We start from the raw sequence: 15329 nt of genomic DNA, 5'->3' as shown, positions 1-15329 counted from the left end.
GCATCTTATGGGCGACAACCAGCAGCACTGGGAATCGGTCTACCAGACCAAGGCGTCGGATGCGGTCAGCTGGTACCGCCCGCATCTGGACATTTCACTGGCGCTGATCGAGCGCGCCGCACCCGACCCCAACACCGCCGTGCTCGACGTGGGCGGCGGCGCGTCGACCCTGGTCGACGACCTGCTCGCACGCGGCTACCGCGACCTCAACGTGCTCGACATTTCCGCCGAGGCACTGCATGTCGCCCGCGAACGCCTGGGCAAGGCGGCGGACGGGGTGACCTGGCTGACGGCTGACCTGCTCGACGAACCGTTGCAACAGGCCCGCTACGGCCTGTGGCATGACCGCGCCGTGTTCCACTTCCTGACCCACGCGGAACAGCGCGCACGCTACCTGCGGCAGTTGACCCGCGCCCTGAAGCCGGGCGGCCACGCGGTGCTGGCCACGTTCGGTCCGCAGGGCCCGGTGAAGTGCAGCGGGCTGGATACGGTCCGTTACGATACCGAGGGACTTGTTCGCGAACTTGGTGACGGCTTCACGTTGATCGACAGCACGCTGGAGTTCCACGCAACCCCGTTCGGCACCACCCAGCAGTTCCTCTACACGCTGTTCCAACGAGCACCCCACCAGTACGGAGAAGTGATCGAGTGACCCATTGTGCGGACTGTTGTGGCGAAGCGGCGGCGCAACTGGCATCCCGTCAACGGGGCGTGCTGAAGGCGGTGCTGGTCATCAATGCCATCGCGTTTGTGGTCATGGTGGGTGCCGCCATGGCATCCCACTCGTCGGCGCTCTTGTCGGATAGTTTCGACTACCTCGGCGATGCGCTGACCTATCTCGTCAGTCTCTGGGCGGTCGGACGCAGCGCACTGGCCAAGGCTCATGTAGCCCGCATCAAGGGTGGATTGATCGTGGCAGCCGGGTTGTTGGTGCTCGCCCAGCTGGGCTGGCGTTTCTGGCATCCCGCCGAACCGCTGTTCACCTGGATGGGCGGCTTCAGTTTGCTGGGGCTCGCCGCCAATGGCCTGTGCCTGATGCTCTTGCGTCGACACCGGAATGACGACCTCAACATGGCCTCGGTGTGGATCTGTTCCCGTAATGACATCGCTGCGAATCTCTCTGTGCTGCTTGCCGCCGTCGGGGTATGGATGTTCGATGCCGCGTGGCCTGACCGACTGGTGGCGCTCGGCCTGGCGCTGCTGCTGTTGCACTCGGGACTCGGTGTTCTGCGTCGGGCCAGCCATGCCGTGCAAGGCACAGGCTGACGCCCCGGCCGCTTCGACGCGGACGGCAAGCCATCCGCACCTGTCTTGACGCTGCCTTTCTATCGGAACACGATATCGTCTTTCGATAGCTTCTCGTCACGATGGACGATCGAGACCTCTACGCCGGATTGATCCGTTTGCATCTGCTGCACCACGCGGCGGAAGCCCCTATCTACGGCCAAGCCATGATCGACGAGCTGGCCCATCACGGCTATCAGCTCAGTCCCGGCACGCTGTACCCCGTCCTGCACGGACTGGAGAAGAAGGGCTACCTCACCTCCACGCAGATCACCACCGGCAAGTTGAACCGCCGCTTCTATCGGATCACTCCGCAAGGGCGCCGCGCCTTGAAGGGTGCCAAGCGCAAGGTCCAGGAACTGTTCGGCGAACTGTTTCACCAGACCGCGCAGGAGAGCCGACCATGAAACTGACGAGCATGCGGGCTTGGTTGGACACCCGCGACAGAGACTGGATCGTACTGGTGCGCCTGTTGGTCGGCCTGGTGGTGTTCTTCCCGGAAGGCATCCAGAAGCTGATGTTTCCGGCGATCATGGGCGCCGGCCGTTTCACCGGATTCGGCATCCCGTGGCCCAACTTCACCGGTCCGTTCGTCGGCATCGTCGAGATCGTGTGCGGAGCACTGATCACCGTGGGCTTGCTGACTCGTCTCGCAGCCATTCCGCTGATCATCGACATGATCGTGGCCATCGTCTCGACCAAGATTCCGATGCTGCTGGGGCACGGCTTCTGGGGATTCCACCTGGTTCACTTGTCGCGTTACGGCTTCTGGAGCATGGCGCATGAGGCGCGCACGGATGTCGACATGCTGCTGGGGTGCATCTTCCTGCTGATCGTCGGCGGCGGCCGCTGGTCGATGGACGCCCTATGGGCGCGACGAGTGGGCAGGCCCGTTACGCACAGATCATGACGGCTTGATGCTGGATCCTTTACCTATTCCTGAGAGCTGAAACCATGCCGATTGATCGACGCGCATTTTTGAAGCTGGGTGGGTTCGCTGCACTGAGCGGCAGCGTCCCCGGACTGGTGCGTGGATCGCCCGCGACCAACCCCTTGTCCAACGCGCCGATGCGCCCGGTCGGCAAGGCCGATTACGACCTGGGCATCGGCACCAGCCTGATCGAGGTTGGGCCGCAGCGGTTCCTGTCGATGACGGCCTACAACGGGCAGTTTCCGGGGCCGCTGCTGCGCTTCAAGGAGGGGCGCCAGGTGATCGTCGACATCCACAACGAGACCAACACGCCGGAGCAGTTGCATTGGCACGGCCAATCCGTGCCGGATGCGTTCGATGGCGCCGCCGAGGAGGGCACACCCTACTTGGTTCCCCACGGCATGCGGCGCCAGGCTTTCGTGCCGGGGCCGGCGGGGTTTCGCTTCTATCACACGCACCTGCGCGCCGGTTCCGATCTTTCCCGCGGCCAGTACAACGGCCAGGTCGGCCCGGTGTACATCGAGCCGAGGCATGAGCCGGGCGCCTACGACCGCGAGGTGTTTCTGACCTTGAAGGAGTTCGAGCCGTTCTTCAGCCAGGGCGGCGACATGGCCATGGACTTCCTGCATCCCGGCGATCGCGAGCACAGCCTGGAGGAGCACGGTGAACAGGCGATGAAGGCCTCGCTGGCCAGCGGCATGAAGAAGGGCTACGAGGTCGGCTATCGCATCTTCACCATCAACGGTCGCCAGCTCGGTTTCGGCGAGCCGGTGCGGGTGAAGCGCGGGGAGCGCGTGTTGTTCCACGTGCTCAACGGCAGCGCCACCGAGATTCGCAGCCTTGCCTTGCCCGGTCACACGTTCAGGGTGGTTGCCCTGGACGGCAACCCGGTGCCACATCCGGCCGAGGTGCCGGTGCTGTGGATCGGTACCGCCGAGCGCATCAGCGCCATCGTCGAGATGACGCAACCGGGCGTCTGGGTGCTGGGCGATCTCGCCGACGACGACCGCGGCAACGGCATGGGCATCGTGATCGAGTACGCCGGTGAACGCGGCAAGCCGGCATGGCGCGCACCGGCAGCCTTTGCCTGGGATTACCGTCGTTTCGCCGACCCGAAGCGCCCTGTGCCGGCACCCGATGAGACCATCGACATGTTGTTCGCCAAGGACAACGCCGCCGACCATGGCTTCAACCGCTGGACCATCAACGGCGTCGCCTTCGACATGGCGACGATGCCGGTGTCCTGGCATCTGAAGCGCGGTCGCCGCTACCGGCTGCGCATGCGTAATGCCACCGACGACATCCACCCGATCCATCTGCATCGGCATAGCTTCGAAATCACGCGCATTGCCGGGCAACCGACCGGTGGCGTGATCAAGGACGTGGCGATGCTGGGCGGCTACCAGACGATGGAGGTGGACTTCACCGCCGACCAGCCGGGCCTGACGTTGTTCCACTGCCACATGCAGCTGCACATGGACTTCGGATTCATGGCGCTGTTCGACTGCGCATGACGCCGACGAATCGATCACCGCAGCATGAGCAGACACCCGGCGATAGCCCTCCCGGCAGCGTCGCCGAGGTCGGAACCGCGTTTCTGAAACTCGGGCTGTCGTCGTTCGGTGGTCCGATCGCCCACCTGGGCTATTTCCACCGGGAGTTCGTCGAGCGGCGTCGCTGGCTGGATGAAGAACACTTCGGTCAGTTGCTCGCGCTGTGCCAGTTTCTGCCCGGACCGGCGAGCAGCCAGCTCGGTTTCTCGCTCGGCTTGCTGCGTGCGGGGTGGCTGGGAGGCATCGCCGCCTTCATCGGTTTCACACTGCCCTCGGCGCTGCTGCTGTTCGTGTTCGCCGCATGGAGCAGCCACATCGCGGGACCATGGGGTCAGAGTGCGATCCACGGGCTCAAGCTGGTGGCCGTGGCCGTGGTCGCCCAAGGTGTGCTGGGCATGGCGCGGACGCTGACGCCCGATCGCTCACGCGCCCTGATGGCTGCGGCAGCGGCCGGACTCATTGCCGTCAGTGGCAGTGCCTGGATGCAGCTGCTAATCGTTGTCGGTGGTGCGGCCCTGGGCCCGTTGCTGTGCCGGCAGGTGACGGCGCGACGTGGCGCGACGTTTGCCTTGCACTATGGCCGCCGCTCGGGCGGCACATTGCTGGTCTTCTTTGGCGCCTTGCTGGTGACGGCCGTGGTGGTCGCACCTCACCTGCCGCCACTGGCCCAGGTGGCCGGTGCGTTCTATCGCGCTGGCGCCCTGGTGTTCGGCGGCGGTCATGTCGTGTTGCCGCTGCTCAAGCGCGCGGTGGTCGATCCGGGCTGGCTCAGCAACGACACGTTTCTTGCCGGTTACGGCGCCACGCAAGCGGTGCCCGGGCCGATGTTCACGCTGTCGGCCTTCCTCGGCGAACGTCTGTATGGCGGCCAAGGCGGCGCGCTGGGCGCCACGGTCAGCTTGTTGGCGATCTTCCTGCCGGGGCTGTTGCTGGTTTCCGGCGCGCTGCCGTTCTGGCGGGCATTGGGCGCGCGCGATGGGGCCGCCCGCATGCTCGCCGGCGTCAATGCGGTTGTGGTGGGTTTATTGGCGGCCGCGCTCTACGATCCGGTATGGATCAGCGCCGTGCACGATGCCGGCGACTTTGCCATTGCGCTGGTGGCTTTCACCTTGCTGGTTGCCGCCCGCTGGCCTGCGCTGGCAGTGGTGGCCTGGTGTGTCGTGGCTTCACTCCTGCGCACCGTCTGGATCTGACGCGTCGCAAGACAAAGCATCTTGCCGGCCGCCGAAGACCACATTCAAACCTGACCGATGGAGTGCCCTTGAACACGTTGATCTTGCTGCGCCGCATCGGGTGGATGGTGGCATTGCTGGGCACGGCGTTGGCCTGCATGGCGGCACCCAGTACCGGTCAGGCGCTACCGTTGACCAAGGTGGCGGATGTGCCGCTCGGCGGCGGCACCACGCGAATGGACTATGCAAGCCTCGATCCCGGGCGGCACTTGTTGTTCATTGCGCACCTGGGCGACAGCGCGGTGATCGTGTTCGACACGCAGGCCCAAAAGGTGGTGGCGCGGATCGCCGGCATCAGCCACGTGCATGGCGTGCTGGCGATTCCGGCCCTCGGCCGCGTCTACGCAACGGCGACCGGCACCGATCAGGTGGTCGCCATCGACGAAGCCACGTTCAAGGTGGTGGCACGCGCGCCGGCCGGGGTTTACCCGGACGGCATGGCCTATGCCCCCGAGGCACACAAACTCTATGTCTCGGACGAAACGGGTGGTACCGATACGGTGATCGACGTGCGCACGAACGCGCGTGTGGCGACCATTCCGCTCGATGGCCAGGTCGGCAACACCCAGTACGACCCCGTGTCCAGGCACATTTTTGCCAACGTGCAGACGCGCGCCCAGTTGGCCGAGATCGATCCGGCGACCGACCGGGTGATCGCGCGCATTGATCTGGCCGGCGCCCAAGGCAATCACGGCCTGCTGATCGTACCGGCACAGCGCCTTGCTTTCATCGCTTGCGAGGACAACGCCAGGCTGCTGGTGCTGAACCTCGCCAGCCGCCGCGTGGTCGCCACGTTCGCAGTGGGCGGTGATCCCGACGTGCTGGCCATCGACCCGCAGCTTGGCTGGATCTACGTCGCGGGTGAAGCGGGCATCGTTTCCGTCTTCAAAGCGCAGAACGGCACGGTGACCAAGATCGGCGAAGGCATGCTCGGCCCGAACGCGCATGTCGTCGCGGTCGATCCCATCTCGCACCGTACCTATTTTCCACTCAAGAACCTTGAGGGGAGAACGGCGCTGCGCATCATGCAACCTCGCACCTGATCGTCACGCCGAGTGGCTCACCCGTTGCACCTGCCGGTTGACGCGAAGGACGAGGCAATGGCACCTCTCCTGCATTCCCGCACCGCTTAACCGCAGCAGGATTTCTGCTGTTGAATCGGTGGGCACGGCACGTTGCCGTACGAGCAGAACACGCAGCAGTCGCCCGCTTTCGGCCGGAGCATCTCGCCGCAACCCGCACAGTCGTAGAAGAACTGGCACGCGTCAGTCGGCATGGTCTCGGTGGCTTGGTGGCCGCAATGCGGACACGTCAGGGTGTTCTGCAGGATGAGTTCGGTCGTCATGCGTTTCGCCGGAGAAATGAATGGATAGTGTCGGCAGGGTCTTCGCTGCGCCCGTGTCTATCGTGTCGATTCAGTGGGCATCCATCGCATCGCTGGCCGTGCGACAGGATGCGCTCGGTGCTGGCGCCAGCAGATCGCGGACTGAGACCGCCACCATCAGCAGTAGGCCTGGATAGAGGAGCCATCCGGTGCGATGGCCACTGGCCCGCATCACCCATACCGCCACCAGCACCAGCAGCGGGCCGAGCACACCGAGCGCGGCACGCCGCCACTGCCGGTGACTGAGCCAGCCCAGCGCATTGGCGAACAGCGCGATGGCGGCAAACGCCGGCAACAGGATACGAATGAACAGGCCTTCATACGGACTCAGTACGCCCAGCCCGATCGCCGCACCGAGGCTGGCCAGCGCGGGAAAGCAATTCACGCAGGCCGCTGCCGAGACGACACTGCCGATCAGTCCGGCCTTGTCGGCCAGCCGAGGGAGCAGGGACATGGGGTTCTCCTTTCGTGCGGAATGCCGGAGGTTTAAGGTATTCCCGTAGTCAAGTACGGAGTCAAGTCCATGCCCTCCACGCAGGAAACGTTTTCCATCGGCGCCTTCGCCAAGGCAGCCGGAGTCAATGTCGAGACGGTCCGCTTCTACCAGCGCAAGCGCCTGTTGACGGAACCCGCTCGTCCGCTGGGCGGCATCCGTCGCTACGGAAACGCGGAGGTCGCGCGGGTGAAGTTCGTGAAATCCGCGCAGCGGTTGGGATTCAGCCTCGATGAGGTGGCGCAGCTGCTGCGGCTGGAGGACGGCACCCATTGCACGGAAGCGGCCGGTCTGGCCGCGCTGCGGCTGGCCGATGTACGCAACCGGCTGGCCGACCTCGCACGTATGGAGACGGCCCTCGCTGCGCTTGTCGAGCAATGCGGCACGCGTCGGCGCAACGTGTCCTGCCCGCTGATCGCCTCGTTGCATGCCCGCTGACATGGCGACAGGCAGGGTGCGGCAGGCCTGACGCCGGTGAAGCGCATCGGCTGGATGGTGTAACCACGCCCTGGCCACTCCGCCATGGCCCGTCGCGGAGCATGCAGCCTTGGCGGCCCCGTCGTCGCGCCCATTCAGGGCATGGGCCGCGCGTGATCTGCCCACTGCGCCGTGCCCTGGGTCAGTTCGGCCCGCACGCAATGCGCGTCCGTGATCGACGTTACCGTGGCTTGCCCGTTCGCGACGAAGTGTTCAATGGGCACGCCTTTGCTGGGAATCACGTAAGCCACCCGCATGACTTGCAGTCGCGTGCCGACAGCAGGCAGTGGCGTAACCCAGTAGCAGATGTCCAGCTGCCGGCCGTTGACATGACCAATCCAGCCGTCGGCGTAAGCATTGGTCGCGTGCGCGATCGTGCCGATGGCCAAGCCCGTGAGTAGCAGGGCGGTACCGAGATACGCAGCGTGCAATTTCATCGTTCGTACTCCAAAAACAGCGGACTACCGTGATAAGCGCGGCCACAAACCTCACGAGGCACGTGGCCACACCACCACCGCCGCCGGTTGGCCCCTGCCGGAGGCAAGCGCCGGTTGGCGGCGGTTCCCGATCAACCTGCCGGGCTGATCGCCGTCACCGTGCTGGCCATACCGGCCGCATGCAGGGTGAATCGCACCGACTCGCCCACCTTCACCTTTTGCAGCAGCGCCGGTGGATCGGCCTTGAAGGTCATGGTCATCGCCGGCCAGCCGATGGCCGTAATGGCCTGGTGCTGGAGCGTGATCGTGCCCTTGGTGGTATCGATGGCCTTGACGATCCCCACGCCCTGCGCCAGGGTGGGTTTGGCCGGTTGCATCCCGGCCATGCCGGGCATGTTCGGATCCATCTGCTGGGCGAAGGCGGCGGTCGAGGCCAAGGCCAGCGCACCGGGAAAGGCCAGGGTAAAAACCTGCTTCTTCATGATTGGATCTCCTGAGGTGGGTGGAACGTCGGGGTGGCTGGTGCGGACTTGCGCAGTCGGTGCCGCATGAGCAGGCGGAATGCGGCTGGCAGGATGAGCATGGACAACAGAGGTGCGGTCACCATGCCGCCGATCATGGGGGCGGCGATGCGTTGCATGACTTCAGAGCCGGCGCCATGGCCCAGCAGGATCGGAAACAGACCCGCCAGGATTACGGCCACCGTCATCGCCTTGGGTCGTACGCGCTGAACCGCGCCTTCGCGGATGGCCGCGTCCAGCGCCTCGATACCCGCCTGCGGGTTGGCCGCGAGTTGCCGATCCCAGGCATGACGCAGGTAAAGCAGCATCACCACGCCAAACTCCGCGGCGACGCCGGCCAGGGCGATGAAGCCGATGACCGTCGCCACCGATACGGCTTGGCCCAGCAACCAGACCAGCCATAGACCGCCGACCAGCGCCAGCGGCACACTCGCCATGATCAGGGCCGCCTCGACCGCGCGCCGGAACACGGCGTAGATCAGCACGAAGACGATGAGCAAGGCCACCGGCACCACCAGCCGGAGCCGCTGGGCGGCGCGGGCCAGGTACTGGAACTGGCCCGACCAGTCCAGCGTGACGCCGGCGGGCAGCGTGACCTGTTGCGCCACCGCGCGCTGGAGCCGGGCGACCACGCCACCGAGGTTGCTGCTATCGGTGTCGACGTAGACGTAGGTGGCCAGCTGGCCGTCTTCGCTCTTCAGCATCGACGGTCCCGCCGCGACCGTGATGTCGGCAATCTGGCCCAGCGTGAGCTGGGCGCCGTTGGCCGCCACGATCGGCAGTTGCCGCAACGCCTGCACCGAGTCGCGGTCCACGCGCGGGTAGCGCACCACGATCGGAAAGCGCTCGCGCCCCTCGATGCTCTGGCCGATGGGATCGCCACCGACCACGGTGGCGATCAACTGCTGCACCTGATCCTGCGTCAGTCCGTAACGCGCCGCCGCGTCCCGATGGATGTGCACGTCGACGTAGCGGCCACTGGCCGGGCGCTCGGCGATCGCCGAGCGCACACCGGGCACGGTGCGTGCGACGGCCTCGATGCGATCGGCCACCGATTGCAGTGCCGCCAGATCGGTACCCAGCACCTTGATGCCGATCGGGCTCTTGATGCCGGTGGAGAGCATGTCGATGCGGTTGCGAATCGGCGGCACGAACAGGTTCGTCAGGCCTGGCACGTGCACGGCGCGGTTCAGCGCCGCCTTGATCTTGTCCATCGTCATGCCGGGACGCCACTGGTCCTTCGGCTTGAAGGTGATCGTGGTCTCGAACATCTCCAGCGGCGCCGGGTCGGTGGCGGTGTCCGCGCGGCCCGCCTTGCCGAACACATGGGCCACCTCGGGTACGGTCTTGATCATGCGATCCGTCAGCTGCAGCAGCTGCGACGCCTTGCCGGCCGACAGCCCCGGCAAGGCGGTGGGCATGTACAGGAGCGTCCCCTCGTCCATGGCGGGCATGAACTCGCTGCCTAGCCGGCTGAGCGGCACCAGCGCCGTGAGTAGCAGCAGGCCCGCCAACGCCAAGGTGGTCTTCGGCCAGCGCAGCACGGCATCGAGGATCGGCGCGTACAGCGCCGTGAGCCACCGGTTGAGCGGATTGGCCCGCTCCGCTCGGATGCGCCCGCGCACCAGGTAGCCCATCAGCACCGGCACCAGGGTGATGGCCAGGCCCGCCGCGGCCGCCATGGCGTAGGTCTTGGTGAACGCCAGCGGCTTGAAGAGCTTGCCTTCCTGACCCTGCAGCGCGAACACCGGTACGAACGACAGTGCGATCACCAGGAGACTGACGAACAGCGCCGGCCCCACTTCCACGGTGGCGTCGGCGATCAGCGACCAGCGGGCCTCGCCTCGCGGCTCCGCACCGTCGTGCGCGTCGCGCCAGTGCTCCAGGTGCTTGTGGGTGTTCTCGATCATCACGATCGCCGCGTCCACCATCGCGCCGATGGCGATGGCAATGCCGCCCAGCGACATCAGGTTCGCCGTGACGCCCTGCAGGTTCATCACGATGAACGCGGCCAGCACGCCTAGTGGCAGGGTGACGACGGCGACCAGCGCCGAACGCAGGTGGCCGAGGAACAGTGCGCAGACCAGCCCGACGATCAGGAACTCTTCCAGCAGCTTGTCCCTGAGGTTTTGCACCGCAGCATCGATCAGCTGCGATCGGTCGTAGGTGGGCACGATGTCCACCCCCGGCGGCAGGCTGCGCTGCAGTTGCGCCAGGCGTGCCTTGACGGCTGCGATAGTGGCCTTCGCGTTCGCACCCGAGCGCATCACGATGATGCCCCCGACCACTTCGCCCTGGCCGTCCAGCTCGGCGATGCCGCGGCGGAAGACCGGCCCCCGGCGCACGGTGGCCACGTCGCGTAGCCGTACCGGCACGCCGTTCGCGTTGGTGACAATGGGTACGTTCTCGAAGGCCTTGCGGGTTTTGAGATAGCCTTCGCTGCGTACCATCAGCTCAGCCTCGCCCTGTTCGATCACCGAACCGCCGTTTGCGCCGTTGGCGGCACGTACGGCATCGACCAACTGCGCCACGGTGAGACCGCGCGCCGCGAGTGCTTGAGGATCGGGCACGATCTGCCACGCACGGTCCATCCCGCCCAGGGTCGCCACCTCGGCCACGCCGGGCACGGTCTTCAGCTGGAAGCGCAGCGTCCAGTTCTGCAGCGCGGTGAGCTGGCCGAGGTCGTGCCGGCCGGTGCGGTCGACCAAGGCGTATTCGTAGATCCAGCCCAGGCCGGTGGCGTCCGGGCCGAGCGCGGGATCGACGCCGGCCGGCAGCTGGCTGCGCGCCTGGCTCAGATACTCCAGTACTCGCGAGCGCGCCCAGTAGAGATCCGTGTGGTCGTTGAACAGCACGTCCACGTAGGAGTCGCCGAAGAACGAGTACGCACGCACCGTGGTCGCCCCGGGTACCGACAGCATCGTGGTGGCCAGCGGATAGGTCACCTGGTCCTCCACCACCTGCGGCGACTGGCCCGGATACGGGGTGCGGATGATCACCTGGGTGTCCGAGAGATCCGGCAGTGCGTCGATCGGCGTATGCCAGACGGAGAACACGCCCACCGCCGCCAGCCCCAGCGCGGCCAGCAGCACGAAGACGCGGTACCGGATCGCCGCGCGGATCAGCGCGCCGATCATGGCCGCGGCTCCGGCAGGGACGTGACCGGCATCGCGGCACTCGCCGCGGTTGCCGGCGCACCCGTCTGCAGCCGTTGCAGTGCGCCGGACAGGCTTGCCTCCGAATCGATCAGGAACTGACCGGACACCACCACGCGTTCGCCGCCGACCAGGCCGACCAGCACCTCGGTGTAGCCGCCGGCCGACCGGCCCAGGCGCACCGCGACCGGTCGGAAGCGGCCGTCGCCTTCCGCCACGATCACCCGCGGCGTTGCGCTGCCGGTCGCGATCACGGCGCCGTCGGGGACGACTGGCACCGGTGGACCCGAGGCCGGTTGCAGGCCCACGTCGACGAACATGCCCGGGCTCAATGCGTCACCGGGATTGGCCAGCACGATGCGGGCCTGCTCGGTGCGTGTCGTGGCGTCGATGTCCGGCAGCAGGGTTTCCACCTGGCCGCGGAACACGTGGCCAGGCAAGGCCGTCGTACGCACGGTCACCGGCGTGCCTGCGCGCACTATGCCCGCCATGGCCTGCGGCAGTGCCGCCTCCACCCACACGGTGGACAGGCCGTTGAGCGTCATCAGCGTCTGACCGGCCCCGACCTGCTGGCCTTCGCGCACGTCCAGGGCCGTGACCACGCCGTCCTGCGGCGCGTGCAGCGTGATGCGGCCGTCGCGTGCCGAGGCGATGTCGGCCGCGGTGAGGCCCAATACCTGCAGCCGCTGCCGCGCCGCGGCGCGCAGCGCCTGCGCGTCACTGGACCGTGCGTGCTGCAACGCGCGGTATTCGGCGATCGCGCTGTTCCATGACGGAGCCAGCAATTCAGCCAGCGGCTGGCCGGCCTTGACCCTGGTATACGGCGCACGCACGTCGAGTCGCGCCACCACCGCATCGGTCCGCGCGCTCACGGTGACGGCGTCGCGCAGGTTCCAGCCCACGGTGCCAGGCACCTCCAGTTGGGCAGCCAGAACGCGACGCACGACCGGCTCCGTACGTACGCCCAGGTTTTGCACGGTCGCCGGATCGATGCGCACCACGCCCTGGTCGGTGCCTCCTTCATCCGCGTATCTGGGTACCAGGGGCATGCCCATCGGCGACCGGCCCGGATGATCGAAGTGCTGGTCCGGCACCATGGTGTCGTACCAGTACAGCACCTTGCGTGGCGTGCCCTGTGCCATGGTGGCGGCGTTGGCCCGGGGCGGCGCGGTACCGGCATGGCGGCCACCGACATACCCCAAGGCGAGCAGGACGGCGGCACCCGCCAGTGCGCCGATCACGATAACTATCCGTTTCATGGCAGGTGCTCCGACGACGGAGTGGAGGTGGGCAATAGGTAAGCCAGGGCCGCCCAGGCGCGGGCCCGCGCAACCAGCGCGTCGGTGTAATCGAGGCGCAGCGCGATCTCGTCGCGCCGGGCGTCCAACCACGGTTGCAATGTGCCGCCGCCGCGGTACGCGGCCAGCGCGACCCGACTGCGGTCGCGCGCCAACGGCAACAGCGTGTCGTGATCGCGTGCGATCTGCCGGCCCCACCCCTGCCAGGTCGCAATATCGCGTGCGACGGTCGCGCGTTGTGCACGAAGGGCATCCTCGTGTGCGAACTCGACCGCATCGCGTTGCGCCTGTCTGGCGCTGATATCGGGATCCTGCCGGTTACGTGCAAACAACGGCAGGGTCACGCCGAACTGCACCATCACCATGTCCGACAGGTACGGCGCCCGGTGACCGTAGGTGACGTCCACACTCCAGTCCGGATGCTTGGAAGCACGTGCCCGCGCCAACGCCGCATCGGCGACCTGTTCGCGTGCCTGCCAGGCCTGCATCGGTGCCTGCTGGTCGGTGTCGTGCTCCAACCGGTCCGGGGCGACCGGCAACTGGCCGAAGTCCGGGGCTTCGGCCAAGGTGAGCGGTACGTCGCCCAGCCAGCGCTGCAGGGACGCCCGCGCCGCCTGCAGATCCGCGTCGGCCGCCTCGATCCGATTAGCCAGCTTCAGCACCTCGGACTGTGCCGCCAGCACGTCGGCGGGATTTCCGGTGCCGCCATGTAGCCGGGCCTTGGCGACTCGCACGGCGAGGTTGCTCTCGTCACGCAGGGCCTCCAGCAAGGCACGTTGCTTGGTGGCCGCCCACACGCCGATCCAGGCATCGGCCACACGCTCGCGCACCGCCTGCCCGGTAGCGGTCCGCTCGGCCTCGGCGGCATCGACCTGGGCATTGGCCAGAGAACGCTCGGCCGCCCGCGCGGCGTGCGACGGAATCGTCTGCATCACGCCGATGGTGCGCATGGTCATGCCGTCCGAGCGCAGGCTGAAGGCACCGGGGCTGGTGACCGGAAAGTTCGACACGCCGAAGGTCAGCGACGGATCGGGCAGACGGCCGGCACGGACGGCGTCCTCGCGCGTCGCCTCGATATCCGCACGCCGGGCGTCGAGCAACGGGGCGTGTTGCACACCTTGAGCCACTGCAGCCGACAAGCTGAGAGGCGGCGCCTCGGTCTGGGCGAAAGCAGCGCCAGCGGCCAGTAGGACCAGCGCCATCACCGGCGCGACGCGGCGCCGGGTAGCAAAAATGGAAGACATGAAGACGCACTCCAGACAGTTCAGCCGGCCGTCGGCCGCGCGGGCACGACGACGCCTCGGTCCCTACCGAGGGCGAACTAGATCTGGAGTGAGCAGAACAATAGACGGGGGGGATGTGGCGGGGAGGCCTGCTGGCGATACCACCGCTCGGACGCGCGACTGGAAGGACCGCCGTTGGAGGCCACCTCCAGGGACAGGGGCGGCAGCGCAGTCAATCCGCTCGGTGGTACCGACGTGACATGCGCATCCACGGGTGCCGTGGCCTGGGTGCTGCAGTGGTTGAGGCAGACCGCCCGCTGTGCCCGCGGATGCATCGCCGGGCAGCCAGGACCCATCGCCTTGGTTGTACTCATGGCCTGCATCGCCGATGGCGCTGCCATACAGGCGTAGGCGGCCATGGCCGTCTGCTGGACCAGCATGATCAGCACCGAGAACGCGAGCAGCCAGCGGACGAACTGGCGGCGACGCAACACGTTCAGCCGCCAGGGGCGGCCACCACGGGAAGGTCGATCAAGCCATGTCACGTCGTTGTTTCCACGCTGGGTAACGGTGGGGATCCCGCGATATCCATTCGCTGCTTTCTATGGGTAGGTTACCACTGCGCTGCGTACAAACCGTTTGACTGAAGTCAAAAGTCGGTCGCCACCGTCACCCGATGGGCCAAACAGCGCCAATCGAATGCTTGGCGGATGGTAGCCGCCATCTACGTCCATGCCATCGACCGACAGTGGCATCGCCACAATGGACTTGCACGCGACGTCCTTCTTGCTTGGCAGGTTCTCCACGAACGTCTCCATGCCTGAGAACATGGAATCACCTTGAGCGGCTGCGCCTCAGCAGGCCAGAGCCTAGTCCGATCGCCGAACGCCCAGAAGGTGCTTCTCACGGACGCTAAATACTCAAAAGAACTCGTATTCGACTTGCGCCAGCACGGTGCGGCGCGGCGCCTTGGCATTGATGCCGAATACCATGCCCAGTCGGTATTCAATCTCGCCGGTCGTACCGGGGATGTGCCAATCGCCGGCCACGACGGGGCCCGCCTGATAGGCATGGTCGCTGGGGCGACCATACGCCTCGATACCCGGACGAAACGCCGAGGACACCGTGTAAGTGCCTTGGTAGCTGTAACGGAACTCGTACTTGCCTGCAGCGCCGGCACCCAGCTGCTTTTCCCAGATCAGGTTGACCGTGTGGGTGAAACGGCCTGCCGTTTTTTCGATCAGGGGGCCGAATTCGGCGGTATCCGGCGTGCCGGGTCGCGTGTTGTGCTCGTAAGCTGCGAGGAATCCGAAATCGGCCCAGTACTCGCCGGGTGGCGTG

General features: G+C 66.4%; 15 protein-coding genes and 1 pseudogene. 8 read left to right on the top strand and 8 right to left on the bottom strand.

Translation table 11 applies throughout. The features are described 5' to 3' along the window. The first annotated feature begins 7 nt into the window (after positions 1–7). The 7 genes from AB7878_RS00080 (at position 8) to AB7878_RS00050 (ending at position 6043) form a co-directional block, all read left to right on the top strand. Positions 8–652 carry a class I SAM-dependent methyltransferase gene (locus tag AB7878_RS00080; protein WP_369488101.1) on the top strand — a complete coding sequence of 215 codons (645 nt, stop codon included), beginning with the start codon at positions 8–10 and terminating at the stop codon, positions 650–652. A gap of 59 nt (positions 653–711) precedes the next feature. Continuing rightward, the gene (locus AB7878_RS00075; RefSeq protein WP_369492414.1) at positions 712–1266 is read left to right on the top strand and encodes a cation efflux transmembrane domain-containing protein; all 555 of its coding nucleotides are present in this window, start codon (positions 712–714) and stop codon (positions 1264–1266) included. A gap of 101 nt (positions 1267–1367) precedes the next feature. Beyond that, a complete protein-coding gene (locus tag AB7878_RS00070; RefSeq protein ID WP_369488103.1) occupies positions 1368–1691 on the top strand; it encodes a PadR family transcriptional regulator in 324 nt (107 codons plus the stop codon). After that, positions 1688–2194, top strand: a complete 507-nt coding sequence (locus AB7878_RS00065; RefSeq protein WP_369488104.1) for a DoxX family protein — start codon at positions 1688–1690, stop codon at positions 2192–2194. Before AB7878_RS00070 ends, AB7878_RS00065 begins: the two co-directional genes overlap by 4 nt. 44 nt (positions 2195–2238) lie before the next feature. Next, complete coding sequence (locus AB7878_RS00060) at positions 2239–3729, top strand: multicopper oxidase family protein (protein WP_369492413.1); 1491 nt, start codon at positions 2239–2241, stop codon at positions 3727–3729. After that, positions 3726–4961, top strand: a complete 1236-nt coding sequence (gene chrA, locus AB7878_RS00055; RefSeq protein WP_369492412.1) for a chromate efflux transporter — start codon at positions 3726–3728, stop codon at positions 4959–4961. Before AB7878_RS00060 ends, chrA begins: the two co-directional genes overlap by 4 nt. Before the next feature lie 68 nt (positions 4962–5029). Continuing rightward, on the top strand, positions 5030–6043 hold the full coding sequence (locus tag AB7878_RS00050; RefSeq protein WP_369492411.1) for a YncE family protein: 1014 nt from the start codon (positions 5030–5032) through the stop codon (positions 6041–6043). 86 nt (positions 6044–6129) lie between these two features. Here the strand turns inward: AB7878_RS00050 and AB7878_RS00045 are convergent, their stop codons facing one another. Next, positions 6130–6345: a GDCCVxC domain-containing (seleno)protein gene (locus tag AB7878_RS00045; RefSeq protein ID WP_369492410.1), complete on the bottom strand. Its 216-nt coding sequence runs from the start codon at positions 6343–6345 to the stop codon at positions 6130–6132. A gap of 70 nt (positions 6346–6415) precedes the next feature. Beyond that, positions 6416–6838, bottom strand: a complete 423-nt coding sequence (gene merC / locus AB7878_RS00040) for an organomercurial transporter MerC (RefSeq protein ID WP_369492409.1) — start codon at positions 6836–6838, stop codon at positions 6416–6418. A gap of 69 nt (positions 6839–6907) precedes the next feature. Between merC and merR the strand changes: the two genes are divergently transcribed. Then, on the top strand, positions 6908–7315 hold the full coding sequence (merR, locus tag AB7878_RS00035) for a mercury resistance transcriptional regulator MerR (RefSeq protein ID WP_369492408.1): 408 nt from the start codon (positions 6908–6910) through the stop codon (positions 7313–7315). Positions 7316–7449: 134 nt separating this feature from the next. Here merR and AB7878_RS00030 read toward each other — a convergent pair whose 3' ends face one another. The 6 genes and pseudogenes from AB7878_RS00030 to AB7878_RS00005 form a co-directional block, all read right to left on the bottom strand. After that, positions 7450–7791, bottom strand: coding sequence for a hypothetical protein (locus AB7878_RS00030; protein ID WP_369492407.1), 342 nt, complete (start codon positions 7789–7791; stop codon positions 7450–7452). A 131-nt stretch (positions 7792–7922) separates the two neighbouring features. Next, positions 7923–8273, bottom strand: a complete 351-nt coding sequence (locus AB7878_RS00025) for a copper-binding protein (RefSeq protein ID WP_369492406.1) — start codon at positions 8271–8273, stop codon at positions 7923–7925. Continuing rightward, a complete protein-coding gene (locus AB7878_RS00020; protein WP_369492405.1) occupies positions 8270–11449 on the bottom strand; it encodes an efflux RND transporter permease subunit in 3180 nt (1059 codons plus the stop codon). Before AB7878_RS00020 ends, AB7878_RS00025 begins: the two co-directional genes overlap by 4 nt. Then, positions 11446–12726, bottom strand: a complete 1281-nt coding sequence (locus AB7878_RS00015; RefSeq protein ID WP_369492404.1) for an efflux RND transporter periplasmic adaptor subunit — start codon at positions 12724–12726, stop codon at positions 11446–11448. Before AB7878_RS00015 ends, AB7878_RS00020 begins: the two co-directional genes overlap by 4 nt. Next, complete coding sequence (locus tag AB7878_RS00010; RefSeq protein WP_369492403.1) at positions 12723–14009, bottom strand: TolC family protein; 1287 nt, start codon at positions 14007–14009, stop codon at positions 12723–12725. The genes AB7878_RS00015 and AB7878_RS00010 overlap by 4 nt, the downstream gene beginning before the upstream one ends. Positions 14010–14908: 899 nt before the next feature. Then, a pseudogene (locus AB7878_RS00005) lies at positions 14909–15329 on the bottom strand (hypothetical protein); the annotation flags it as partial.

This window comes from Rhodanobacter humi (assembly GCF_041107455.1).
Classification (GTDB): Bacteria; Pseudomonadota; Gammaproteobacteria; order Xanthomonadales; family Rhodanobacteraceae; genus Rhodanobacter_A.
This window is presented reverse-complemented; position numbering and strand designations above follow the sequence as displayed.